Origin of the sequence: Marinimicrobium sp. (assembly GCF_002695945.1) — a bacterium.
Lineage (GTDB): Bacteria > Pseudomonadota > Gammaproteobacteria > Pseudomonadales > Cellvibrionaceae > Marinimicrobium > Marinimicrobium koreense.
This window is the reverse complement of sequence record NZ_NZQP01000039.1, coordinates 79,434-105,033: the sequence shown is the minus strand read 5'-3', so window position 1 is coordinate 105,033 and position 25,600 is coordinate 79,434. Positions and strand designations below refer to the sequence as shown.

Genomic DNA, 25,600 nt, shown 5'->3' with positions numbered 1-25,600 from the left:
CAGCAGCAATTGCAGCAAACCGCCGCCACTTAAACCGGCGACAGCTCAACCGGCCAGGATAATTGACGCGGACCGGACAAAGTAATTGACGTTAGACAGGTAATAGCCATTCCGGTGAATTCTGCTATGGGGGACCGCCTGACTCAAGTGTTTGGGCATATGGGGCTTTGCAGCGGTGTTGTGAGGAAGCCAAGCCCCGTTCAACGGGAAATCAATCCTCATCTTCACCCAAGCCATAACCGCCCGTAAAGGCACCGATCTGGGGTCCTTACCAGCGATAATGGCATGGCAGTCACACTTCTGGCTGGGCCTCGGGTCCCCACTCGCCGTCATATGGCGAGCCAGGCGCTTACAGTCGTGACTCTCATTCATGAGCTGCTCGAAGGTCATACCCCGGCCCTTGGCCTCATATTCCGCCAATCCTCGCTGTATCTGGGAAAGGGTTTTCAGGTGGTTCCAGTCCAGCAGGCTGGGCTGCTCCAGACGGGCAAACTGGCTGATGGCGTGATTGACGACGTGCTCGTGAGGTAATGACATACGCAGGTCCCTTTTGTGATCTCCAGAGATCCGAAGTGTGTCGGAACCGTGCCATAGACGCAACGGGCCATAATCCGCTAAATCCAGGAATGTGACTGCCGTCACACTGCGCTTTTGAGCAACACAGCCCGTGCCAGAGGGTGAGGCTGCGCCCCACCCCCTGACGCCTGGCCAGACGCTCGCTTACCGTTTCGCATACGGAAGGAAAACCACGCCTTATCAGGCGACGGCGCGGTCGGAGAACGCCGGCTTCTCTTGGTCCCGCTCCTCAATCCGAGCCAGTATCCAATCGTGAACTTCTTGCTCAACCCAGGCAACAGCCCGCCCGCCGAGGGAGACGGAGCGGGGAAATAGCCCGTCTTCGATGTATTTGTAGATGGTGGACCGGCTCAGGCCGGTCAACTCGATTACCTCTTTGAGGCGTAAAAATCTCATGGTGGACTCCTGTAGATCCGTTCATGAGATGTGCCCTATAAGTAAACTATTACCCACGTTCCAGCAGAACTCTACTTCCTCGTGGCCACTATCACTCGTTTATAGTCGTCCTTGCCGCAGTTCGGCAGTACGGTGATCGCGTCGAAACGAGACGTAAGCGTTCCGTCCTGCTTCTCCGGCTTCCCCGTAGCGGGGTCTATCCTAATAGCGAGAGCAGAAATCACCTCAGCTTCCTTGACAGATGCCCAGTAGATGAAATTTGCAACCTTCTCTTTCGTTTTATCACCCTGCGTCTCTACATTTTCGATATCAGCTTCGATACGCTCACGGATAAGTTCGTAGTCCTCCCTTACAAACCCACCTTGCGTATCTTTACCTTCCAGTAGAAGCGCACACGCATAGTCACTAACCTTGCGTCGCAGAAGATCGACACTGGTCTTACTGGCAGATTGCTTTAAGGGATTGCAGACAGGGCTCTTGTCGAGATCAATATCCAGGATGCCGCAAAGTTTAAGCTCCAAGAGCCTAATTTTTTGGTCATTTACTGAAGCCCTTCGCACCCATTTTCGGCCGGAGACCAAGTCTGACGGCTCTTCCGAGGCCAATCGGCGAATCTTAGTATTTATCCTGGTTAGCCTCTCAACCTCTCGAAAAAGTCCGAGAGTCATCGAAACGATATCGGAATCTGAGTAGCGAACAGCGTACATCCGAACCCTGTATAGCTGGCTGCTTTCGTCAATATTCATTCTGACGTAAAGGCTCTTAAGGTCGAGGATATATAGCGACTTCACCTTACCAAATAAACTCGGGCTGGTCCCTCCCGGTGATCTAGCCAGTAAGAGCTTATTTGCCTGGAGCGACTCCAGCATGGCTAGCACCTTACTTCGGCTCGCACCAATTAAGCCCTTCAGGGCGGAAAGGCCCAAAGTCCGAACTGTTCCCGACATATCAGCAAATCGCAGCAGTACAGCTAGAAGCAATGTTTCCTCTGGACCTAACTCCTCGGAGCACCGAGTGTTCATCAGAGTTTCAACCAAGTCTTTATGATAGTCGGTAGCCCCAAGCACCACCTCCTTTTCAAAGCTCCCGTCAAAGCCCTCTGTATATTGGTAATGATACTTCGGCCGTCCTCTACTAGCTTGCCCAGGAAGATGGGGCACTGGCTCTACATACTTGGCTAAGTATCCCCTCCGGACCAAATATCCGGAGATTACCGACCTCAATACATGCGGTTTGACTCCAATCATGGTGCTTAGCTCGGATATAGAATAGTGAACTGCACGTACGTTTTTACTTAGCGTCACCAGCCGACACAAAGCGTACTTCTGGGCTGGAGATAGCCCGGGTGTTTTAATCGTCAATAGCTGAAACAAAGTTAATCACTACCATAGCCGCTGAAAAATTCGGTCTATTCTACACAGATAACAGCTGTTATAGTCTAATATAATTGGTAATATTACTTGTAATGTTTCTTGATGCAATCAAAATATAGATTAACAAAATGAATCAGAAAAATACTTATGATAGCTATAGGAAATGGGAGAGATGGGTAAAAAAAGAGAATGCCCCCGGAACCTCCCAGTGCGTCTGGGCACACAATTATCTTGATGAACGAGGGATACCCCGAATCGCGGAGGCACCTTCCCAGATGGCAATGAAAGAAGAGACTGAGACGGAGGTACTGCTCCAGCGGATACTCCAAGTTGCTGAGCGTGGGTCCTTCGGCCAACAGGAAACGCTGAGAAAAATGTGTCTCGCGTGGAACTCAGTGGCCAAGCGAGCAAGAGATCTCAAGAGCCACAAAAAGCCGTACTCGTTTACGTTGGGCACCCATATCGAAGCGAGACTGAGACGAGTCGCACAGCAATTGAACTTCACGTCTTTACACGAAACCCTGGAGTATTTAATTGACCACGGAGACCAACTAGCGGCACAGATGAAAAAAGATACGCAGGCAGCAATTGAGGCTGAGAAATCCCATCTTCGGCAAAATTACAAGCCGAAGGGAAAGTCAAAGTCGATCAAGGATGTGATGCAGAAAGATGACTCAGCTAAAATCCAAAACTTGGAGCACAACATCCAGTCGCTTGAAGCGCATGTCCAGCACTACTCCGAAATCATTATGAGACAAGAGGTGCTCTTACGTCGCTTTCAGCAACAAGCTGGACTAACAGATGCAGAGATTGAGGAGGAGGCCAAGAAAATAGTGGAGGATGATTTGAGGCAACGAAAAGAAAGCCAGTAGCCGACCATGTCAGCACCGGCGTTAAAGCCCCCAAGGGAGTGAGGAAGCAGTACCTGTGCTACCCATCTATCCAACCAAACCATTATTGGCCACCTTGAACCGCCGGTTCACGGATGTGACAGGTATTCCAAGCGGTATTCCAGAGATTAGTTGAACCAACATTTATACTATAAAATTCAATATCTTATTAATTCTTTTCAGTTTCCCCCGGCACCAATAAACAACCCTCAGATCGCAAGATCTGGGGGTTTTTTATGGGTGGCTCTGCGTCGGCTTACTCCTTGGGCCCCTGACGAAACAGCCCACGCGCCGCGCGCCATGCCGTGCCGGCGGCGCCACGCAACTGGCGGCCCGACAGTTCTCTATTCTCCGCCTGGCGGCGCCGGTGCAGGTATCGCCAGTAGTGGCACCGCTCCGCTTGGGCATAGTATTGGTTAAAGGCGGCCTGTAATGGCTCTCGGGCCTGCTCAGAGTCTGGGTCCGCCAGTGAGAGAGGAATGATCTGCTCGGCCGGAATCGACAGTTGCTCTGCCACCACCGCCAACGAAAGGGCTTCTCCCTTCCGCTCCAGGTGCGTCAGGGCCACCAATAGTGGCGGTTCCGGCTGTCCGGCGCGGCGCCCCAACCAGCGTTGCAGTCGCGCCAGTTGCTCGGCATCGTCTTTCATACCCTCGGCGCCGGCATCGCTGACCCAGATGATGAGATCGGCCGCTGCCACCGCCGCGCGCGCTCGGCGCCGGGGCAACTTTGGCCACGCCGGGGTATCCCACAGTTCGAGCTCGCCCCAGACCGGTGACGTGATTCGTTGGGCGTTGATCCACTTATCACTGGCGTTCGGGTTGATGTCGGACTGGCCGCCGGCCAGTGCCTCGAGCAGGCTGGTTTTACCACTGCCGGCCGGGCCGAGCACCAGCACCTGTAGCGGCTGCCCCGTGCCGGCGGTCAGCTCGCCGCTAAGCAACAGGTTTCCGCTGTACAGCTCAATAGCGTAGAACCCCACTTTGCGCACATATTCCTGCAGCAACCAGCGCTGCATGCGCTCGCTGCCGTAATCCAGAATATGGCCGCCCACGGCGCGGCTGAACTCCTGGTACAGTGCACTCGCCGGGCTGATCAGCGCCCGCCCCATGCGGAACGCATTGTGGTAGCGCGTGGCGGTCTGTTGCAGGCGCCGGGCCCGCACCAGGTTGCCCAGACTGAGGCGATGGCTGAAGGGTACCGTATGCACAATTTCCTGACGCAACTCTCGACTGGCACGCTCGATGATCAACAGTGCGTGGGGTACCGTCAGCTCAAGCAGCGGCCGTTCCTTATCCGGGAAAAAGTGCCCGGCCACCCGCTCCAGCGCATGCTGTCCAAGCAGCCAGAGTGCGGAACCGTCGCTGAGGGCGTATTCCGCGGGGTCCGCGCTCTGCGCCAGAGCCTCCACCTGGGTCCAGGCGCCTTCGGCCGTCGTGGACCAGTGGCCGCTGGGACCGGTGCGCGCGTCCGGAATCCGGCGCTTGTCGGTGCGCGCCAGCCACAGCTGNAGCATCAGCGCACAGCCGCCGCAAATGGCCAACAGCAACAACCAATAGGCCAGGTACCCCGTTTGCCAGAGCCAGACCACGCCGGCCACCGGAACCGCGGTCAGCGGCAGATAGGTCAGCACCAGCGCCAACAGACGCAGGCGACCGAATTGGCGGATCAGGTCTTTCATACCGTCACTATATCAAAGGAGCTTTCTTCACGGTTTGGAGTCGAAGCGTCGTATAGTACTCACCGACCTACGACCGTTTTTGAGGGATGACANATGCCGCTGCTTTCCGGATTCCTGCGCCGCACTCTTGCGCTGAGCGGGCTTACCTCCGCTCTATTGATGGCGCTACCCGCGAGCGCTTCGCAGCCGGAAGACCTGCTCCAGACCCTCGACCAGCTGGAGCACAACCGCCCCGTTCGCGTACAACTGTTATCGGCGCTCTGGCGTGCCGAGGGCAAAGGCGACGACCGGGAGGAAGTCGAGGTGTCGGTGAACACGGTCATCAACCGGGGCACTGATGGCATCAGCGTGACCTACGGCTGGCCACTGCTGGATCGGCTCGATGCCGAAGCGAACCGCCTACTGGAGGACCCGGATGCCCGCACCCCCACCACTGATTTCATGTGGCGCCTGGACCTGAACGAGGTTCGCCCGCTTCTGAATGCCGCCGCCCCGCTGCGCCGGGAAATCCAACGATCGAGCTTTCGGACCCTCGTCACCGACCGCTGGCAGGGCCGGCCTGCCCGCCGTCTGATCTTTGACCGGGACAAAACGGTGCTCGACGAGCGAGCCCGGAAATACGTCAAACAGTTCCACTCCACCCTGGAAGTCTGGGTGGACGAAGCCGGGAAGCCCCTGGCCAGCCGTCTCAATCTTCATGCCAAGGGAAGCCTGCTGTTTGTCATCCGCGGCGAGTACCGGGAGGAGTCCACCCAACACTATCAGGTACTGGATGGTCATCTGATCGTCCGCGAGCGCCAACGCTGGCGGAAAACCGATATTCCGGGCGAGCACCATGAGACCCAACTGACCCAGACGCTCCAGCCTCTGTGAGCGAAGCCATCACCAACCCCCAATATTGTGTGACGCCCCGCACATTTTGAGAAACCGATCCGTCTCGAGGGAATAAAATACGGCGCCAAGCGTTGTCGCTAATGAAACACACGGAAAGGTGGCGCCACGCCGCCTTGGTAATGCGATCAACGACGAAGAGGTCTCGCCATGAAACATCTGAAAAAAAGTGCATTGGCCACATCCATCGCTCTGGCTCTGACAGGCTGCGGCGGCGGCAGCAGTGATTCCGCCCCGAACGCCAACAACCCCGGCGGCAACAATTCAAGCGACAAAGTCAGCTCCTCCGGTGTCATTACCGGGTTTGGCAGCGTTTACGTCAACGGGGTGCGCTACGACACCGCCAACGCCGAGATTGAGTTTGAAGGCGAAGGCCGCATGTCCGAAGACGATCTTCGCCTGGGCATGCGGGTCGAGATCGAAGCGGAACAGGACGGAGACGACCGCCGCGCTACCCGCGTGATGTTCGACAAAGACCTGAAAGGGCCGGTCAGTTCCGTCTCCCCCAACGCCGAGGATCCCACCCTGGGCACCCTGGTGGTACTCGGTCAGACCGTGACCGTGGATGCGAACACGGTATTGAGCAGCGACATTGCCGACACCAATATGGACGGCAGCATTGACCTGAACGACCTGGACAGCAGCCAGGGCCGCGTGGTGGTCGAGGTCAGCGGCTTCCCGACGGAAGAGGGCTTTATTGCCACCCGTCTGGAACGTCTCAACCAGAATGACGACGACAGCGACGACGATGGCAACGAAGCGGAGGTCAAAGGGGTCATCGCCGATCTGGATACCACCAATGGCACCTTCATGATCCGGGATCTGCTGGTTCATTACGACCTGTCCGCCCTGGACGATGACATCGAAGACGGTGAGCTCAGCAACGGCTGGTTTGTGGAAGTCGAAGGCGAGGTTCAGGCCGACGGCAGTCTGCTGGCCAGTAAAATCGAACGNGAAGACGATCGCTGGGACGATGACGATGAGCGCGAAGGTGAGTTCGAAATCGAAGGCATCATTCAGGCCGTCGATACCGACAGCACCCCGAACAGCGTCACCATCAACGGGGTGGTGATTCCCATGGCAGACGCCAGTGCGCTGGTCAGCCTGGTGGGCGTCAAAGTGGAAATCGAGGGATCCTTCAACGCAGAAGGCCGCCTGGAAATCGACACCGATGACGATGGCATCAAGCGCGAGTGGAACAACAATGTGGAGATCTCCGATCGGGTCGAAACCGTCGGCGCCACCAGTTTCACCACCCGCCTGGGCGTGACCGTCACCCCCACCGGCCTGAGCCGGGTGGAAGACGACGATGAGGACGACGGCGATCGCCTCAACCCGGAAGACTTCATGGCTCGGCTGCAAGCGGGCGACAGTATTGAAGCCCGGGGTTATTTCGCCGAAGACGGCACNCTTACCTGGACCCGGATCGAGCGCGATGACGATGAGGACGATCAGGANTGTTCCCTGCGCGGCCCGGTAGACGCCGACAGCATTGATGCCTCCGCCGGCACCTTCACCATCCTGGGTGTGACCATCGATACCNCCAGCATTGTGGACGATGACGCCTTTGGCGATGACGACGACAGCATCCTCGGCCGGGCGAGCTTCTTCACGACCCTCAGTGGCNGTGCGGTGATCGAAGCCGAGAGCGACGAAGACAATGCCGCCGCCTGCTCTGACGGTCTGCTGATTGCCGAGGAAGTGGAGTTCGACTGGGATGACGACGTCGAAACCACCTACGATCGTGACGATGATGACGATTCGGACGATGACAGCGATGAAGATGAAGACGACGATCAGGACGATGATGACCAGGAAGATGACGATCAGGANGATGATGACAGCGCCGAGTCATAAGGCGTAACCACTCGCCGGGCCACAGGGAAAGGGCCCGGCACTTTGCCATCGATTGCCAAACCTGTCGTCCCTGCTCTATTCTGCTTCNCCCCTTCGACGTGAATCGAGCCCATAACCATGCCTGCAAACGGTCTCCTACCCAGCCCTCGCCTGCTACTCGCCAGTCTGCTGGGCGTTGTGTTGGGTGCCGGAACGGTTCAGGCGGACTCGCCCTTTTCCTTCACCAGTTCCTCCCAGACACTCTATCTGGCCCAGGTTGATGACGACGACCTGGATGAACTGGACGACGACATCGACGATGAGCTTGAAGACCTTGAGGACGAGCTGGACGATCTGGATGATGACATCGAAGACGAGTTGGAAGATGACCTGGAGGACCAACTCGACGACGAACTGGAAGATGAACTGGATGATCTTGCAGAAGACGCTGCCGAGGACGCCATGGACGACGATGCGGAAGACCTCGCCGAGGAGCTGGCCGAAGAAGCGGCCGAAGATGAGCTGGAAGACAGCCTGGATGACGACGCCGAGGACCTTGCCGAAGACCTGGCGGAGGAAGCCGCTGAAGATCGACTGGACGAGGATGATTGGGAAGACGAGCTCGACGACATTGACGACGACCTCGAGGATGAGCTGGACGATGATGACCTGGACGATCGCTTCGATGAGGACGATGAACTGGCCGACGCTCTGGAGGAGCGGCTGCTGGACGCGCTGGAAGAGGATCTGGACAGCCTGATCGAGCTCAATACCGGCGACCTCATCGTCCGCAACGAAATGCTGGTNCTGGCGGACGANGAGTTGCTGNAACAGTTAAGCCGCCACCCGGCACTGGACCTCAGAGAGCGACGGCCGCTCTCTGCACTGGGAACCAATCTGGGNAGTTTTGAGGTCAAAGGCGACGTGCCGCTGGAAGCACTTCGCACCGAGTTGCGCGAACGCTATCCGGGGCTGTCGGTCGACTTTAACCACGGCTACGAATACCACCAGGGCCCGACAACCGCGTCCGATGCCCCCCTGACCCTGTCAGCGCTTTACCGCCCCGGCGCGCCCTCCCGTTCGGGTACCGCCATTGGCATGCTGGATGGACCGGTGAATACCCGACACCCTGCGTTTGCCCGTGCGCGCCTGCAACAGAAAGCCTTCGCCGNACGCCCCTCTGTCCGGGATCTGGAGCACGGAACCGCCNTTGCATCGCTGTTGGTGGGGCGAACTAAAGACTGGGAGGGCCTGGTACCCGATGCCGAGCTATACATTGCCTCGGTATTTTCCGAACAGGCCGAGTNTGGCTCTATTGCTACCACCCAGACCCTGATTACGGCNCTGGACTGGCTGGCGTCCCGGCCGGTGGAGGTTATCAATATCAGCCTCTCCGGTCCCGCGAATCAGACGCTGGAAACCGTTCTGGAACAGATCCGATCCCGCGGCATACTGCCCGTTGCCGCCGTGGGCAATGCCGGCCCACTCGCCGACCCGCAGTATCCGGCCGCCTACCCCACCGTGGTGGCNGTGACCGCCGTCGACCGGNCGCTCGACCTCTACCCCTATGCGGTGCGTGGTGATCACCTGGATTTTGCCGCCTATGGCGTCAACCTNACCGNCGCTTCNGGNGANNANGGTTTTACCCNGGTNTCCGGCACNTCNTTTGCNNCGCCNGTGGTCACNGCNCTNNTGGCCCGGCANNTNGCCNATANCGGCTCGCCGGGGCAGGCGCTTCAAGCGCTGAGTGAGGACACGGTGGATTTGGGTGAACCCGGTAAGGACCCGCTGTTCGGCCTTGGACTGCCGGGGAAAAGCCAACTGATAACGCCGGCCTCCCCCTGAGGCCCGACGCCTCAAAGCAGCTCAAAGGTAAAGCGCGCTTCCAGGCGGTTGTCGGTGTAATCCACACTCTCGAGATTGGAGCCATAGTCCCGATGCTCATAGCGCAACTCAAGCTCCAACCGCTTACCCATCGGGATTTCCAGGCGCGCCCGCCACCGCTCACGCTCATCCAGGCGCTGGCCACTGGCGGGAGTCGAGGCACCACTGAGGTACTGCCGTTCCTCGTAGCGCCAATCCAGCTTGAGCGTCGCCCAGTCTGAAAGGCGACGGTTATACAACACACCAAACCGGTGCCCGTCATAATCAAACCGGAACTGTTCGGCGCGCTTGGCATTGAACCGGTAGTTGGCGCTGAGGTAGTGCGCCGTTCCGTCCAGAAAATAATAGCCCGCGAACTGCGCCCGGGTATCGTCGTTATTGCGCTCTGGTGCCTGCAATAAATCGGTCTGTTTGAACGCCAGCTCCCCGCGCAGATACCAGACGCGGTTAAACAAACGGGACGCCTCCAGAGCGATCTGCCGGTTCTCCAGCAGGCGCACGCCGCCCAAATAGGCAATGCTGCCATCGAGGCGCGTGGTCCAACGCACCGCCCCCAGCCGCTGACTCAGGTTGCCGTAACCATAGTGCAGGTCCAGATCATAATCCGGGTGCTGGTCGAAGCGTCGCTGCTCCATAAAATAGCCGGCACCGATCTCGCGCCCACCGCCCAACTCCTGCTCCAGGTCAAGGTCCACCGAGCCGACCCAGGCCGAGCCCGACTCCCGGGACACCGAGTCGAGCTCCTCGACCACCAGATTGTCTTCGTGGCGCGCACCGGCCGACACCGACAGATCCACTGCGTCCCGCAGGCTATTCCACGGGGATTCCTCGGCGAGGGTCGCCGAAGCGGCAAAGCCCAGCAGACACGAACCTATGACATTGAGCCAAGTGGCACCGAGCCAACCGGACCGGGGACGCCATGCGGCGGCCGTCACAGCCCTCATTGCCCCGCCCGGCGCAAGCGGGCCGCCTCTTCCGCCTCGGTCAAAGGCTCACCGGCCTGCAGCCCCGCAAGTACTGCCGCCACGGTATCCGTGGGTCCGGCCGCGGGCCGATAGCCCTCCGGCACGGCGCGGGCTTCAGACACCAGGGTTTGCCACTCTTCCCCGTCGACCCGACAGGCCAGCCCCGACAACGTATCGGCGCCCACTCGCCCGGCGTACTCGCGGCACCATCGGCCCTCGGCGGTCTCGTAGCTGGCCAGCGGCATTACCTGCCAGCCGCGATCAGCGTCCGTTCGGCGCTCACCGCTCGGGGTCTGCTCCAGGGTCTGATAAACAAACCGCTGCATGGCCTCGGCATCCGGTTCTGGGCTTGTCGCCCAGAACAGAACCGCGCTCAGCGCCACGACCACCGACGCGGCCATGGCCCAGTGAGACGGCGCCACCCCCAGACGCCCCGGGAACCGAAGCAGGCGTCCCCGGGCGGGGGCCTTCGCCGTAGCGGTACGGGTCAGCCGCTCTGGAACCGGCTCGTTCAGAACACCGTCCAGGCTGGTTTTGATCCGATCATCCAAGGCGCGCAAACGCGCGAGCGCTGCGCGCGCTTCGGCACTGTCCGCCAGCAGCGCTTCGGCCCGGGCCGTGCCTTCCGGTCCGGTCTCACCGTCGGAATAGGCCATAATCAGTTGAAAATCGGCGTCGTTCATTGTGCTGTCCTGTTTTGTGGTTGAGCTCAAGACAGCCTTGTGGTTCGGCTCAAGGCTGCTTATGGCTCAAGGCTGCTCGTTTGCCTGCTCCGTGGGAGCCAGAAGCTCCTGCACTCGCAGGCGGGCGCGCGCCAAACGGCTCATGACCGTGCCCTGTGGAATCCCCAGTTGCTCCGCCACCTCCCGATAGGAGTGGCCTTCAACGACTACCAGCAGCATCACCGCCCTCTGCTCCTCGGGCAACTGTTCCAGGGCTTTCAGGGTGTGCCTGAGCAGGTCTTCGTTCTCGGCCCGGTCCGCACTTTGAGCATCTTCCCAGTCCGGCATAGCATCCTCCGGCACGCTGACCGGTGAGCGGTTTGCACGACGCAGGTGATCAATCCGCTGGGTCTGGATGATCCGGTACAGCCAGGAGTCCAGTCGGGTGTCCGGCTGCCACTGATCCTGTTTGACCAACGCCTTTTCGCAGGCGGCCTGCACAAGGTCATCTGCCTCCTCCCGACTGGCCGTCAAGCCCAGGGCAAACCGCCTCAGGCGCGGCAACAGCGCCACCAGCTGCGAACGAAAATCCAGTGTCATTCAGGCCTCATATTCCAGACAACGTACCGGGGCGGGTTTTATTCCCCTTTGGCGTAGAATAAAAACTGTGACGCCAAATAGCCAGACAAACAAAAAAGCCACCGGACGGTGGCTTTGAGCGCTGGTATCGAGCCGACACCGGCGGCGGTCAAGGCGATTGAGCGGCACCGCTTTCCGCCACTTGCTGCCCGCTCAAGCGTTCGGCGGTTTCCTGTTCGTAGCGCAACGCCGCCTGAGCCACGGTACTGGCGGTGCCGTTTTCGATCCACCGACGGATCCGACCGGCATCGCCCAAGGGCGTGCGGGTACCGAAAGAGTTCAGCAGAACCACCGCGGTCGGTTCACCATTCATTTCCGTCACCATGACCAGACAGCGCCCGGCCGCCGTCAGGTAACCGGTTTTGGTCAGGTCCACATCCCACCGACCACTGTGCACCAGCGGATTCGTGTTACCAAAGTGCAGGGTGTAGCCCGGCTTGCGAAAACGCACACTGTGGCGCCCGTCGGCACTGAGCTCTCGAAGGGTTTCATTTCCGTAGGCGGCCTGCGCGAGCTTCAGCAGATCGCCGGCACTGGAGACGTTGTCATCCGACAGGCCCGAGGAGTCGACAAAGCGGGTGCGGGTCATGCCAAGGGAGCGGGCCTTCTCGTTCATCGCCTCAATGAAGGCGTCATAGCCCTCAGGGTGATGGCGGGCCAACAGATAGGCGGCATAGTTTTCCGAGGACATCAGGGCAATACGCAACAGATCGCCGCGCTGGGCTTCAGACCCGGGACGCAAGCGGGAGAAGGCATTGGCCGCCGGTGGAAAATGCCGCTCCTCGACCGTCAACCACTCATCCAGAGATGCGCCGGACTCCAGGACCACCAGCCCGGTCATCAGCTTGGTGACCGAGGCGATCGGCATGCTCCAGTCGGCGCGTTTGGTGTAGAACGGGGTTTCGGCACCGATAGGGGCCACCGCCGCACTGACCGAGGCCAACGTCAACCGCTCGGGGTCCGGGGCCTCCTCGGCCAGGGTCACCGGGGCCAGGGGCAAGGTCAGTAGTGTCCCACGGAGCAGGAAACGTGCGATTGACGACGATCTGACTTTATTGATTAGGGTCATGAATCGGAAGGTTCTCTTTTCGTGGGTTCTCGTAACCGGGGTTTATATTAAGGTATTCTAACGTAAGTTTGGCCATCGCGCCGAGCACTCAATCCCAGAATGGAGGTTCCATGCCACGCCAGAAAGTTGAATTCACCAACGCCGATGGCCACAGCCTGGCCGGCGCTCTGGAACTGCCCGACAGCGGCAGCCCCAAGGCCTTCGCCCTGTTCGCCCACTGTTTTACCTGTGGCAAGGATGTGATCGCCGCTACCCGCATCGCCCGTACCCTGGCCGACCAGGGCATCGCGGTACTGCGCTTTGACTTCACCGGCCTGGGCAGTAGCGAGGGCGACTTCGCCAACACCACCTTTTCGAGCAATGTGTCGGACCTCGAGGCGGCGGCAAAGTTTCTCGCCGAAGAGCACCAGGCCCCGGCCCTGCTGATCGGCCACAGCCTGGGCGGCGCCGCGGTTCTGGCGGTGGCCCGAAGGCTGAAGTCGGTACAGGCGGTGGTCACCATCGCCGCCCCGGCGTCCCCCAAGCACGTGGAGCACCTGTTCGCCGATCAGGCCTGCGACATCCGTCAGGAGGGCCGCGCGCCCGTGACCATCGCCGGGCGCACCTTTGAGCTCGGCGCCGAGCTGCTGGAAGACCTGGACAACTGGCCACTGGAAGAAACCGTCGGCGCTCTGCGCAAGCCGCTGCTGATTTTCCACTCCCCGGTGGATCAGGTGGTCAACGTGGATGAGGCGGCGAAAATTTTCCAGGCCGCCAAGCACCCCAAAAGCTTCGTTTCCCTGGACGACGCCGACCACCTGCTCAGCGACCAGAGCGATGCCGACTACGTTGCGCTCACGCTGGCCGCCTGGGCCAGCCGTTACCTGAGACTCGAACCGGTCCAGGCGCAGAGTCACGACCGCCCGAGTGTCGAGGCCGGCGAAGTGTTGATTACCGAGCAGGACGCACACTTCCTGCGCGGGCTGTACACCGCTGACCACCAATGGCAGGCCGACGAACCGAAAGACAAGGGCGGCAGCAATCAGGGCCCCAACCCTTACGACTTCCTGTTGATGTCTCTGGGGGCCTGCACGTCCATGACCTTGCGCATGTACATCAACCACAAAGAGTTACCGGTGGAAAACCTGGAGGTTCGCCTCCGGCACCAGCGCATCCACGCCGAAGACTGCCGGGACTGCGAAACCAAAGACGGCATGGTCAGTGAGATTCATCGGGAACTCAGTTATGAGGGCTCGTTGAGCGAAGAGCAGCACCAACGGATGCTGGACATTGCCGACAAGTGCCCGGTGCACAAAACCCTGAAGGGCGAAATCCGTATTCGCACCACCAACACCGCCCTTGACCAATAACAGTAAAACCCCGGTCCTGACGGACCGGGATCCGCGTTTGATCACAATTCATCAAAACTTCACCCTGCTGTCATTTTTATTCCCGCCAACCGTCATATTTCCCGTTTAACGTTATCGCGTCCGCCAGAGCACCGCTTTCCATTCTGAAAGCCTGCGGGCGCCAAATTCGAAGATAACCCCACAAATAACGGGAGTAACACAATGATGTTCAAGCTGAGTAAAAAAGGACAATTGTTGGCTCTGATTGCCATGGCCTCCAGCCTCGCCGCCTGTAGCGGCGATGACGGCGAGCAGGGTCCGGCGGGCGAACAAGGTCCGCAGGGCGAAGCCGGTGTCGATGGCCAGAACGGCGTTGATGGGCAGGACGGTACCGACGGTCAGGCCGGAGCAGACGGCCAGAATGGTCAGGATGGCGTCGACGGACAAAATGGTGCTGACGGTGAAGACGGTATTGGCGCCGGTCTGATGACACCCGGCCTGACCCGGCTGGCCACCGTGCCACTGGGTGCGGAAGTCACTGGTGCCTATGTGACCGAAGACGGTGACCTGTTCTTCAACGCCCAGCACCCCAGCGGCAGCAACACCGCCCAGGATGCCGACGGCAAAACCTTTCACACCGGTACTGTCGGGGTCGTGCGTGGGGTTAACGTACATCAGCTGCCGCGCAACCTGATTTCCTCGCCCGTACCGCGCACTCAGCAGGAACAGGAAACCATTCAGGTCGCCTACGGTGACTACCAGGTACTCGGGCAAACCGGCGACAACTTTGGTGGCGCGCTCTCTCAGGGGCTGGGCCACGTGCTCGCCACAGACGACACCACCGTCAGTGTTGAAAGCGACATGCCGGATTTCAATGGCTACCTGGCCACCGGCGAAAACGAAGGTTACCTGTTCACCAACTGGGAATCCATTCCCGGTGGCATGAGCCGCATCAAACTGAACAAGGATGCCAACAGCGGTCACTGGTCGGTCGACAACACCGATGTGATGATGCTCGACTTTGGCGACTGGGGTACCATCGCCAACTGCTTCGGCTCCATGTCTCCCTGGGGTACGCCGCTGACATCCGAAGAGTGGGGTAATGAAGGCGACAACACCCACCGCTGGAACAACCCCGAGCGCGCTGGTGAAGGTTCATCGCAAACCGCGCTGGCCCGCTACATTGATTCGTCGGTCAACACCGCCAACGACGCGGCCCAATTCCCGAACACCTACCGCTACCACTACATTGTGGAAATCACCGAACCGACCAGCGCCAACCCGGTTCCGGTCAAGCATTACTCCATGGGTCGCTACGAGCATGAAAACTCCATCGTCATGCCAGACGAGCGCACCGTGTATCTGTCCCAGGACAACTCTCGCGGTGTGTTCTTCAAGTTCGTGGCCGACCAGCCGGGCGATCTGAGCGCGGGCACCCTGTTCGCCGCCAAACTGACTCAAGACGCTGGCAGCAGCGAACCGCTGACCACCGGCTTCGATATCGAATGGATCGAGTTGGCCAGTGGCAACAACACCGAGATCGAAACCTGGATCGCCGAATACGATGGCATTGGCAGCGACGACTATGTGGAAGGCAAGAGCAGCTACCTGAGCGATGCCGACGCCATTGCCTGGGCGAACGGTGACGCCAACTATCCGAGCTACGATACCGCTTACCAGCCAGCGATCGACGCTGGTTACACCGACGCCAACACCTTTGGCGGTCTGGTGACGGCGGGCGAAACCATGGACGATCGCATCGCGTTTCTGGAGTCACGCAAAGCGGCCCGCGCCAAAGGCGCAACCGCCGAGTGGCAGAAGTTCGAAGGTATCAGTGTCAACCACAAGCGCGCCGAAGAGGCCGTGGAAGGTACCGACCTGATCCCGGATGAAGTCGTGGAAGACGCTTACGTCTATTTTGCCATTGCCGATATGGACAACGGCATGGTCGACGATGAGGGGGATATCCAACTGTCGGCCCGCGTTAAAGATTGTGGCGGTGTCTACCGTATGCGTCTGCTGCCCGGATACGATACCGACCGCATTGAACCGGTTGTGATGGGTTCTACCTATCGTTCCACCGCCGACGGCGCGGAGCGTTGCGATGTCAATGCACTGTCCCAGCCGGACAACGTGATTGTTCTGGACGACGGTCGCATCCTTCTGGGTGAAGACGGCTTCCAGACCAACAACACCCTGTGGATGTATGACCCCAAGATCAATAACTAATACACAGCAATAACGATCCGACCCGCTGTCGCGGTCGGCTCAAAGGGGGTGCGATTTTCGCACCCCCTTTTTTATGCACTGTAACAAACCGTTCACACTCCCGGGGGTACCATACGCCACGTAAAAAAAACGGGAGCCGTGACTCAATGATAAGACGCTTTCTCAGCTTGATCTTGGTAAGCAGCCTGACGTTGCTCGTCGGGTGCGATTCGAACACAACCAACGATCGCTCACCAGCCGAAACGAACACCATCGAGTTTGCCGCCGATGCGGTGCAACAAGGCGGCGTCAACGCACAGGATTACCTGCACGCGGGAGAAGCCTACAACCGCGAAGCCCCCATTCCATCCCAGTGCTACACCAAAACCGACGGACGACATAACCCCTGCTACACCTGCCATCAGACCTATGGCGACCGCCGCCCTAACCAGATGCACGACGGTTTTCTTCAGGGCAGCTACGCCTTTTCTGAATTTGGCGAACGCAATCACTGGCAGAATCTGTTCAAGGACCGACGCCCCTACATCGAGCAAGTCTCCGATGAAGCAATCATTGAGTACGTTCACCAGGACAACTACACCGACTTAATTCAGTGGATGCGCTCGGATCAGTGGTCCGGCGAGGAAGCCATCATTGAGGACCTCCACAGAGGTGCGGACGCCTTTGATGAACACGGGCTGGCCAAGGATGGTTCCCGTTGGGTTGCCTTCAACTACAAGCCCCTGCCTAGCACCTTCTGGCCCACCAACGGCTCCACCGACGATGTCATGATCCGCCTGCCAGCGGCTTTTTCTGAAATCGACGGGCAGTTTTCCCGGGATGTGTACTTCGCCAACCTCAGCCTGCTGGAAATGGCCGTTACCGGTACACAGGAGCTGGACACTCCGCCCCTGAACGAAGCGGCGCTGGATATCGACCTCGACGGCGACGGCGTGCTCAGTGTTGCCAGCCACCGCATCCGCCACCGTCCGTTTTACCTGGGTGATGCCAGTGAAGTACCACTGACCCACATGCTGTACCCGGAGGGGACGGCCTTTTTGCACACCGTGCGCTACCTCGGGGTGGACGATAGCGGTCGCATTTATAACGCACCGCGTATGAAAGAGGTACGCTACATGGTGAAAGACCGGTTTCGTCCCGCCACCAGTTTGACCAGCAGCTACTATATGGAAGCCAAGGAAAAACACTTTGGCAATTTGCCTGGGGTGGCGGACCACGCCGACCGGGGCATGGACAACAAATTCGGTTGGCGGCTCTGGGGCTTTATTGAAGACGCTCAAGGTACCCTGCGCAAACAGCATCACGAAGAACAGTTTTTCTGCATGGGGTGTCATAAAAGTGTCGGCACCTCCATAGACCACACCTTCGCGTTTCCGCGCAAGGTCGCTGGAGCCGACGGCTGGGGTTATATCGACCTGACCACCCAGCAGGATACGCCCAGCCTGGGCGAGTACGAAGGGGAATTCCTGCAGTACCTGGAGCGTGTGGGTGGCGGTGATGAGTTCCGGCAGAACGAGGAAATGCTCGAGCGCTGGTTCCACCCGGACGGCCGGGTCAACCGTGAGAAGGTCACCTCGGTACGCAACCTGTATGAGCTGATCACACCATCGCGCGAACGGGCCCTGGCGCTTAACAAGGCCTACCGGGCCATCGTGGAGGAGCAGAGTTATATCTTCGGCCGGGACGCGACCATCAAACCGGCCACCAATGTCTTCCAGAGTGTCGACCCAAGTACCCCGCCCCTGGAGCCCGAACACCGGCATCAGTGGGACATTCGCCTCGCCTGGCCAGACACCTCCACCGAAGACTACTGGTCCTGGCAGGAATGATATCGTGATGCTCAGTGATCGACGCATACGCACCTCGCTGATCGCAATCGGGGCGGACCTTCTACTGACCGGCGCCAAGGTGGGGCTGGCTCTGCTCACCGGCAGCGCAGCATTGCTCGCCGACGCCTATCACTCGGGCACCGATCTGGTGGTGTCACTGGTGCTTCTGGTCAGTCTGATCATCCGCTTTCGTCAGGAGCGCAAAGGCGCGCAGGCGGGACAAAAGGCGCGGATGCTCGAATCGCTCTTGGCCATCGCGGTTGCCCTCTTGATTCTGTACATTCCGGTGGAAATTCTGCTGGAACTGAACGCCCGAAGCGCCGAGGATGTGCGCTTCCTCTGGGCGGGCATTCTCGGTGTGCTGGTGATTCTCGCCCTGGTGCATTTCATGGCCAGGCTGAAAACCTATGTGGGCCAGGAAACCGATTCGCCGGCATTGGAAGCCGACGGTTATCACAGCAAAATCGACCTGTTCACCACCCTCGCCGTACTGGCCTCGCTGGTGGGGCTGCTGGTCGGTATCAATATTGACGAGCCGGTCGCGTTGATCATTGCCCTGCTGATTGCCGTCGCCGGGATTGAGCTGCTGATCTCAGGTATCCAGGGGCTTCGCTACCGGCAGGAGCTGGATCCCATTTCCCTGCTGGAGCCGGCACTGGAATGGCTGGCCCGACGCTCGTTCAGTCAGCCCCTGGCCCGACTGGGACGGCAGCTGGCTCGCCTTCTGTATCGATTCCGCTGGTTGCCGATGGCGGCCCTGCCGATGCTCTGGCTGAGCACCGGCGTGCACACCATCCCCGCCGGCTACACCGGCATTCACAGCCGCTTTGGTGCACCGGTGAACACCGGCCTGCCACCGGGGCTGCACCTGACGCTGCCCTGGCCGGTAGATCAACTCAAACAGGTCGACCATGGCCTGGTCTATACCGCCCGGGTCGGCAGCCGCCACACCTTGCCCAAAGAGGATCGCCAGGGAGCGCTTTGGCGGGAAATCAAAACGCCGCAGGCTCATGAAGATGTGACCGATTATCTGGTCACTCAAGACGAGAATCTCATCGACCTGCAATTCGCATTGCATTACCGCATTGAAAACCCGGCACAGATGACCTTGCGGGTCCAGGACTTGCCGGCACTGATCACCCGAACCACCGAGGCGGCCCTGTGGAAGGAAACCGCCGGGCACCTGTTTTTTGAATTGTTAAGTCATGGCCAGCACGAATTTGCCGAACGGGTTGCCAGTGAGGCCCAACGGCAACTGCGGGCGCTCGGCATTGGCATCCAGGTTATGGACGCCCAGGTATTGGTGGCCCAGCCACCGGCAGTAGCGGTACGCGCCTACCGCGATCTGCTCAATGCCGAGCAGGAAAAACGCCAGTATCAGACCCGTGCCGAAGCACAACAGATTCACGACCGACTNATGGCCCAGGCCGAACGCACGCAACAGAAAGCCCGGGTGAGCGCGGAAGCCAACGAGCGGATTCTGCAGGCCGAAGGCGACGTGGAACGCTTCTTGTCGCTGGCGGAGGTNTACCGCGAGAACAGCAGCGCGGTCGGCTTCGAGCAGCAATTGCANCACACCACCGACACACTCAGGGGCCGTCGCCTGTGGTTGACCGACCCGGCCCTGGACACCGACGACATCAGACTCTGGGGGCCCCAGAGTCTACTGGGGACTGACGACAGGAAATAACGCCGTGNAAAAACTGCTCTGGACACTCGCCGCGGTNATTCTGCTGGGNTACTTGGGCATCAGCTCGGCGCTGGTGGTCCCGGAAACGCACATGGCCATGGTCACGCAATTCGGTAAACCCACCCGGGCCATTCATCAGGCGGGGTTGGCCTTCAAGTGGCCCGATCCGATTGAAACCGCCGTGTTCTTTGATAANCGCCAACAACTGCTATCGCTTGAGCCGACGGAACTGGTCACCCTGGACCGACGCAACCTGGTGGTCAGTGCCTTTGTGGTCTGGCGCATTGTCGATCCCGGCCAATTCCTGACCAGCCTGCGCAGCATGGACACCGCCGAGCAGCGCCTGACCACCCTGGCCAGCTCGGAAATCGGCGCGGCTTTGGCGGCCCGGCCGATCACTCAGATTTTTACCCTCAACGAGCAGGACTTTCAGCTCAATGAGATGTTCGAGCAGATTAGCCGCTCCGCCAACCGTATAGCCGAGCGGGAGCTGGGCATCGAGGTGGTGACCGTACGCCCCAACCGGTTCGGCTTTCCCAAGCAGAACCTGCTGGCCATTTACAAGCGTATGGAATCCGAGCGCGATCGTATTGCCCGTCAGTATCGGGCCGAGGGACAGGAGCAGGCCGCCACGCTGCGCGCAGAGACCGAGCGGGAGGTCCGACAGATGCGCGCCCAGGCGCAGCGCGAAGCCCAGGCGCTGATCGGGCAGAGCGAAGCCGAGGCGGCCCGGCGGTACGCCGACGCCTATCAGACCAACGCCGATTACTATCGCTTCATACGTACCCTGGAAGCCTACAACCAGATTCTGGGTGAGGACACCCGACTGGTACTCTCGGCGGAGTCCCCTCTGTTCGACTTACTGTTCAACCCACCGGAGTTCGACCAGCCGTGACCCTGCACGAGGATATCCGCCATATTTTCCAACAGATTCGCCCATTGCTGATCACGGGCCTGGCAGTGCTCTTGCCGGCGTTGTATGTACTCAGCGGGTTTTATTCGGTGGGCACCGAAGAGCGCGGCGTCATTTTGCGGTTTGGAAAACTGGTCGACGACCAGGTGCTTCCCGGCATGCACTACCATTGGCCCTGGCCGGTGGAGTCCGTGCGCACCGTGCCGGCAACAACCCTGAGAACCCTCGAACTGGATTTTTCCAACTCGGCGCCGCCTCAACTGCAACCGGAGCTGACCACCGGCGACGAGGATCTGGTGGACCTGGCACTGTTAGTGCAATACACCATCGGCTCCCCCGGGCGTTACTTGGACAGTGCCAAAGCGCCGGAAGCATTACTCGAAGAGCTCACCCGGGCCCATACTATTGCCTACATCGGCGCCCACGCCATTGACCCGCTACTGACCGTGGGACGCACGCGACTACAGAACCAACTGACACTCGACCTGCAACGCAGCGTCGAGTCCCTGGCGCTGGGACTGAGGGTGACCTCGGTACAGCTGCGCCGCCTGGAACCGCCCCCCTCGATCAAGGCCGCCTTCGACGACGTGGCCCGAGCGCGCTCCGAGAAACAGAAATTGATCCAGGAGAGCGCCGGCGAGCGCAACACCCAATTGGCCAGAGCCCGCAGCGACATCAGCGCGCTCCGGGCGAACGCCCAGGCTCAGGCCACAGAGAACCTCGAGCGCGCCCGGGGATACCAGGAGCGCTTTATCGCTAACTGGCAGGCGCATCAGGAAGCGCCGGCCCTATCGCGCCAGCGCCTCTATCTGGAACACCTCGAAGCGCTGCTGGGGGAAATGCAGGTCACGGTCCTCACCCCCTGAGCCCCCCTCCCCCGCATGACCCACTCTTATTCTCACCCATCACTATTGAGAATTGTTATTATTCATGATAGATTTCCCCAAAGTAACTGATAGTCAATCTCATTATTTTTAGCAGCCACACCCATTATCAAGGTCAGCATCCGCCCTCAAGGGCAGACTCGCTCTGAAGACCACCATCATTCGGAAGGATAGCTTCATGTTGAAACGCTCTACTGCTCTGTCTCTCGTCATTGCTAGCCTCTCAGCGCCCACCCTTGCTCAGGATCTGGCGCTGAACAGCCTGCCCAAACTGGAGACCGTTCGAATCATCGGTACACAGGTGGAAGCCCGGGAAGTCTCCGGCTCCAGCGCCGTGGTGGAGCCCCAGCAAATGCAGATTGAAGTGGTCACCGATATCAATCAGGTACTGAAAACCGTGCCTGGTGTGTATGTGCAGGAAGAAGAGGGTTATGGCCTGCGCCCGAACATTGGCATCCGCGCCGCCTCCTCCGGCAGAAGCAGTAAAATCACCCTGATGGAAGACGGCATCCTGATGGCGCCGGCGCCCTACTCCAATCCGGCGGCCTATTACTTCCCCACCACCGCGCGTATGTCTGCGGTGGAAGTGCTCAAGGGCGCCCCTCTGCTGCGCCACGGCCCACAGACCACCGGCGGCGTGGTCAACCTGGTGAGCACCCCCATTCCGGAGCGTCGTGCCGGCAAGGTCCAGGCCACCCTGGGCGAGCACAACCAGCAGGACACCCATCTGTATTACGGCGAAACCAACGGCAACTTCGGCTGGCTGCTCGAAACCGTGCAACGCAGCACCGAAGGGTTCAAGGACATTGACCGCAGCAACCGCGACAGCGGTTTTGACATTGCCGATTATGTCGCCAAGGCCCGCTGGACCGGCGATCGCCACGCCCTGGGCGTCAAGGCCCAGTACTCCGAGGAAGTCTCCAACGAAACCTACCTGGGGCTGACCGATGAGGACTTCGCGGCCGATCCGAACCGCCGCTACGGCCTGTCCAGCATCGACCAGATGAACAACAGCCACAAAGGCTTCAGCGCCAACTACCAGTTTGATCTCAACGACGCGGTGACCCTGAACGTTATCGGCTATCACAACGAATTCGCCCGGGACTGGTTCAAGCTTGGTACCAGTCTGGTGGATCAGGCCAATAGCGGTGACGCGGCGGCGCTGGCTGTGCTGCGCGGCGAACAGGACGCTGAGGACCTCGGTTACAAGCACAACAATCGGGTGTACGAATCTCAGGGCGTTGAGGTCAACTCGCGCATTGCCTTGAACGATCACCAGATCGAAGTCGGCCTGCGCCGGCACGAAGATGAAATGGACCGCTTCCAGCCGGTGGAAATTTACGATCAGATCAACGGCAGTCTGGTGTTCGATCGGATAATCGAGCCCACCGGCGGCGACAATCGTCTGGAAGGCGCCGAGGCGCTGTCCTTCTGGGTCACCGATGCCTGGTCACTGACCGATGCCTTGAAACTGGACTTGGCTCTGCGCTATGAAGACGTGGACAGCTATCGCAACCAGTACAGTACGCCCGAGCGCTCGGACGAACCCAGCTACCGCAGCAACAGCTCCGAGGAGTGGCTGCCCGGCGTGTCGCTGACTTACGACCTCTCCGATCAGTGGCAGTTGCTTGCGGGCGTTCACAAGGGCTTCTCGCCCCTGGGCGGGGGCGCCACCGAACAGCAGGAGCCAGAAACCAGTACCAACTTTGAAGCTGGTGTCCGTTTCGGACAGGATCAGCTGTTTGCCGAAGTGATCGGTTTCTATAGCGACTTCTCCAACCAGACCGAAAACTGCTCCATGGCGACACCCTGTAGCAATGGCGCCGAGTCGGGCACCTTTACAACCGGTGAGGCGGTGGTCACCGGCCTGGAGTTCCAGTTGAGCAACACCTATGAGTGGGGCCGCTTCTCCGTACCGGTGCATTTGACTTACACCCACACCCAGGCGGAAGTGAGTGCGGACAACGCCGTCAGCGGTGCTCGGGACGGTGACGAGCTGGCCAGCATTCCGGAAAACCTGCTCAGCCTGCGGGTCGAGCTGGACAACAACAACGGCTGGCGGAACTATGCGGTCGCCAAGTTCATGGACGAGACCTGCGTGTCCCTGGGTTGCAACCGCTCCGGCGATGAGCAGGATCGGACTGAGTCACTGTTCGCCGTCGATCTGGTATCACGCTACGACCTGAACAGCGACACGGCGGTTTACCTGAAAGTGGAAAACCTGTTTGACGAACAGGTAATCATCGCCCGTAGTCCGCTCGGCCCTCGACCCAACAAGCCACAAACCGCCTCAGTCGGTATCGAATACACTTTCTGATTACTGAGCGTCGTGGAACACTCTCCAAAGCCCCGGTGACGGGGCTTTTTTGTGGCCGGAGCAAAGCAGTCGAAGAACTTGACAGAGACCACCAACCAGACTCTACCTAAGAGCCTAAAAAACTCATATCCTATTGTTTTAAAATAACTTTTATTTTCTGGCGCACTTCCTGCTTAAACAGGGTTGTGATTCGCCAGCGCTGAAGATATCGACATCAGCTCTGGTCAGCCTCAACCTAACAAGTGCACGGGAACTGCTATGAAAATGATCCATTTTTTGCGTCTGGCAATGGCCGCCGGCTTACTGACTATCGCTTCAGTAGCCACCCAAGCGGCTTCCATTACTCTGAAATACGACAACAATCTGGCCGCTGAAGGCGCTCCGACGGGCCGCATTTACTCGTCGTACGGCACACCGAACGTCTACGCGGGTGAGTTCGANTTCTCCACCAGNAACAACACNAGNGGCATCGCCGAGTGGGATGACGGNCTGAGTGCGTTCTGTGTGGAAATCGGNACGACGCTGAAAACCACCGCCACCCAGTACACGGTGAACAGCGGTGTCAACCTGATGGATTATTTTGGAACGGCCGGGTCGCACATCAATCGCCTGTTCTCCAACTACTACGACGATGCGCAGACCAGCAAGTACAACGGAGCCGCGTTTCAGCTCGCGCTCTGGGAAATCATCAACGAATGGCCGAACAGCGCTTACAGCATGACCAGTAACGCGTTCAAGTCGGACTATTTCTCTGGCGCCCGCACTACCGCCCAGAACTGGTTGAACACTCTGAGCGACACCAATCTGGCAACGGGCAAGTACGACTTCCACCTGCTGGAGGCGGGCAACTCCCAGAACCTGCTGACAGTGACCACCGCCAGTGTTCCCGAGCCGGCTTCCCTGTTGTTGCTCATGACTGGTCTGTTTGCGCTATTCCGGGCCCGCCGTCGGGTGCGTTAACAGAACGCAATACGCAGTCGGCGCATCGCTGGTGCTGACTGCTCGCATAAAAAAACCGGCCAGGGACAGGGCCGGTTTTTTTATGGCCGGAGCAGGACCAGTTTTCAGTCGGCCTGCCCCAGAGTTTCCAGGGTATTCGCCATATCCAGATACGCCCGGCCACTGGCACTGACGGTATCCTGATTGAAGCGCTCGGAAGCAATGTGCACATCCTCCAGCACCACCGCCAACACGTTCATCTCCCGGCGCAGCGTGGCCACGGCATTCTCAATGGTGTAGCTGAGCTCGTGAATATCCGCCATATCCTGATTGCTTACCTCGCCGGACAGCAGCTCGCGCAGACGGGCATTGCCTTCGGTAAAGTTTTTGACCGCCTCTTCAAGCGTCTCCGAGGGCTTGCCCGCATAGTGGTCTACCGGGTCATCGGCCAGGGCCGGCCAGGACAACAGGGCGCACAGTGGCAGTAGGCATAGGGCTCGGGTCAGTTTCATTGGCAACTCCTCGTCGCGTTACAGGTGGGCCTCAATCGCCCAATATGAATGAGAATTGTTTCCATATAATCCCACGATTGGCTCTGCCTCACAAGTC

General features: G+C 59.3%; 21 protein-coding genes. 12 read left to right on the top strand and 9 right to left on the bottom strand.

Going from position 1 to position 25,600, the window contains the following annotated elements:
* Window positions 1–45: 45 nt before the first annotated feature.
* The 3 genes from CMG77_RS09375 to CMG77_RS09365 all read right to left on the bottom strand — a co-directional run bounded on the left by CMG77_RS09375 (window position 46) and on the right by CMG77_RS09365 (window position 2,219).
* Window positions 46–537 (bottom strand): AHH domain-containing protein, encoded by a 492-nt coding sequence (locus tag CMG77_RS09375; protein ID WP_286904249.1) that lies wholly within the window; start codon window positions 535–537, stop codon window positions 46–48.
* Between the two features lie 219 nt (window positions 538–756).
* Window positions 757–972, bottom strand: coding sequence for a helix-turn-helix transcriptional regulator (locus CMG77_RS09370; protein WP_265367032.1), 216 nt, complete (start codon window positions 970–972; stop codon window positions 757–759).
* 71 nt (window positions 973–1,043) lie between these two features.
* Complete coding sequence (locus CMG77_RS09365) at window positions 1,044–2,219, bottom strand: hypothetical protein (protein ID WP_286876347.1); 1,176 nt, start codon at window positions 2,217–2,219, stop codon at window positions 1,044–1,046.
* Between the two features lie 401 nt (window positions 2,220–2,620).
* Here CMG77_RS09365 and CMG77_RS09360 point away from each other — a divergent pair, with 401 nt between their 5' ends.
* The gene (locus CMG77_RS09360) at window positions 2,621–3,217 is read left to right on the top strand and encodes a hypothetical protein (protein WP_286904247.1); all 597 of its coding nucleotides are present in this window, start codon (window positions 2,621–2,623) and stop codon (window positions 3,215–3,217) included.
* A gap of 274 nt (window positions 3,218–3,491) precedes the next feature.
* On the opposite strand, the gene CMG77_RS16195 is transcribed toward CMG77_RS09360, so the two are convergent.
* Window positions 3,492–4,253 (bottom strand): GTPase, encoded by a 762-nt coding sequence (locus tag CMG77_RS16195; protein WP_502691824.1) that lies wholly within the window; start codon window positions 4,251–4,253, stop codon window positions 3,492–3,494.
* Window positions 4,254–5,009: 756 nt separating this feature from the next.
* Here CMG77_RS16195 and CMG77_RS09350 point away from each other — a divergent pair.
* From CMG77_RS09350 to CMG77_RS09340, 3 genes are all read left to right on the top strand, one after another.
* Window positions 5,010–5,789: a hypothetical protein gene (locus tag CMG77_RS09350; protein WP_286806334.1), complete on the top strand. Its 780-nt coding sequence runs from the start codon at window positions 5,010–5,012 to the stop codon at window positions 5,787–5,789.
* 168 nt (window positions 5,790–5,957) lie between these two features.
* A complete protein-coding gene (locus CMG77_RS09345; RefSeq protein ID WP_286904244.1) occupies window positions 5,958–7,664 on the top strand; it encodes a DUF5666 domain-containing protein in 1,707 nt (568 codons plus the stop codon).
* A 117-nt stretch (window positions 7,665–7,781) separates the two neighbouring features.
* Window positions 7,782–9,488, top strand: a complete 1,707-nt coding sequence (locus CMG77_RS09340) for a S8 family serine peptidase (protein WP_286904243.1) — start codon at window positions 7,782–7,784, stop codon at window positions 9,486–9,488.
* An 11-nt stretch (window positions 9,489–9,499) separates the two neighbouring features.
* On the opposite strand, the gene CMG77_RS09335 is transcribed toward CMG77_RS09340, so the two are convergent.
* The 4 genes from CMG77_RS09335 to pbpG all read right to left on the bottom strand — a co-directional run bounded on the left by CMG77_RS09335 (window position 9,500) and on the right by pbpG (window position 12,862).
* Window positions 9,500–10,462, bottom strand: coding sequence for a hypothetical protein (locus CMG77_RS09335; protein WP_286806328.1), 963 nt, complete (start codon window positions 10,460–10,462; stop codon window positions 9,500–9,502).
* Between the two features lie 5 nt (window positions 10,463–10,467).
* The gene (locus CMG77_RS09330; RefSeq protein WP_286806327.1) at window positions 10,468–11,175 is read right to left on the bottom strand and encodes a hypothetical protein; all 708 of its coding nucleotides are present in this window, start codon (window positions 11,173–11,175) and stop codon (window positions 10,468–10,470) included.
* Window positions 11,176–11,241: 66 nt separating this feature from the next.
* Window positions 11,242–11,754 (bottom strand): RNA polymerase sigma factor, encoded by a 513-nt coding sequence (locus CMG77_RS09325; RefSeq protein WP_286806326.1) that lies wholly within the window; start codon window positions 11,752–11,754, stop codon window positions 11,242–11,244.
* A gap of 148 nt (window positions 11,755–11,902) precedes the next feature.
* Window positions 11,903–12,862 carry a D-alanyl-D-alanine endopeptidase gene (gene pbpG, locus CMG77_RS09320; RefSeq protein WP_286806325.1) on the bottom strand — a complete coding sequence of 320 codons (960 nt, stop codon included), beginning with the start codon at window positions 12,860–12,862 and terminating at the stop codon, window positions 11,903–11,905.
* Between the two features lie 110 nt (window positions 12,863–12,972).
* On the opposite strand from pbpG, the gene CMG77_RS09315 reads away from it, so the two are divergent.
* From CMG77_RS09315 to CMG77_RS09280, 8 genes are all read left to right on the top strand, one after another.
* Window positions 12,973–14,211, top strand: coding sequence for a bifunctional alpha/beta hydrolase/OsmC family protein (locus CMG77_RS09315; protein ID WP_286806324.1), 1,239 nt, complete (start codon window positions 12,973–12,975; stop codon window positions 14,209–14,211).
* Between the two features lie 201 nt (window positions 14,212–14,412).
* Window positions 14,413–16,419, top strand: a complete 2,007-nt coding sequence (locus CMG77_RS09310) for an alkaline phosphatase PhoX (RefSeq protein WP_286806322.1) — start codon at window positions 14,413–14,415, stop codon at window positions 16,417–16,419.
* Between the two features lie 146 nt (window positions 16,420–16,565).
* The gene (locus CMG77_RS09305) at window positions 16,566–18,248 is read left to right on the top strand and encodes an Aq_1262 family (lipo)protein (RefSeq protein WP_286806320.1); all 1,683 of its coding nucleotides are present in this window, start codon (window positions 16,566–16,568) and stop codon (window positions 18,246–18,248) included.
* Window positions 18,249–18,255: 7 nt separating this feature from the next.
* Window positions 18,256–19,938, top strand: coding sequence for a protease modulator HflK family protein (locus CMG77_RS09300; protein WP_286904240.1), 1,683 nt, complete (start codon window positions 18,256–18,258; stop codon window positions 19,936–19,938).
* Window positions 19,939–19,942: 4 nt separating this feature from the next.
* The gene (gene hflC, locus CMG77_RS09295) at window positions 19,943–20,833 is read left to right on the top strand and encodes a protease modulator HflC (protein ID WP_286904239.1); all 891 of its coding nucleotides are present in this window, start codon (window positions 19,943–19,945) and stop codon (window positions 20,831–20,833) included.
* On the top strand, window positions 20,830–21,717 hold the full coding sequence (gene hflK, locus CMG77_RS09290; RefSeq protein ID WP_286806316.1) for an FtsH protease activity modulator HflK: 888 nt from the start codon (window positions 20,830–20,832) through the stop codon (window positions 21,715–21,717). The genes hflC and hflK overlap by 4 nt, the downstream gene beginning before the upstream one ends.
* Window positions 21,718–21,913: 196 nt before the next feature.
* A complete protein-coding gene (locus CMG77_RS09285; protein WP_286806315.1) occupies window positions 21,914–24,052 on the top strand; it encodes a TonB-dependent receptor family protein in 2,139 nt (712 codons plus the stop codon).
* A gap of 258 nt (window positions 24,053–24,310) precedes the next feature.
* Window positions 24,311–25,012, top strand: a complete 702-nt coding sequence (locus CMG77_RS09280; RefSeq protein WP_286904238.1) for a PEP-CTERM sorting domain-containing protein — start codon at window positions 24,311–24,313, stop codon at window positions 25,010–25,012.
* Window positions 25,013–25,116: 104 nt separating this feature from the next.
* On the opposite strand, the gene CMG77_RS09275 is transcribed toward CMG77_RS09280, so the two are convergent.
* Entirely contained in the window at window positions 25,117–25,503 is a 387-nt protein-coding gene (locus CMG77_RS09275) for a DUF6746 family protein (protein ID WP_123639095.1), read from the bottom strand.
* Between the last annotated feature and the right edge of the window lie 97 nt (window positions 25,504–25,600).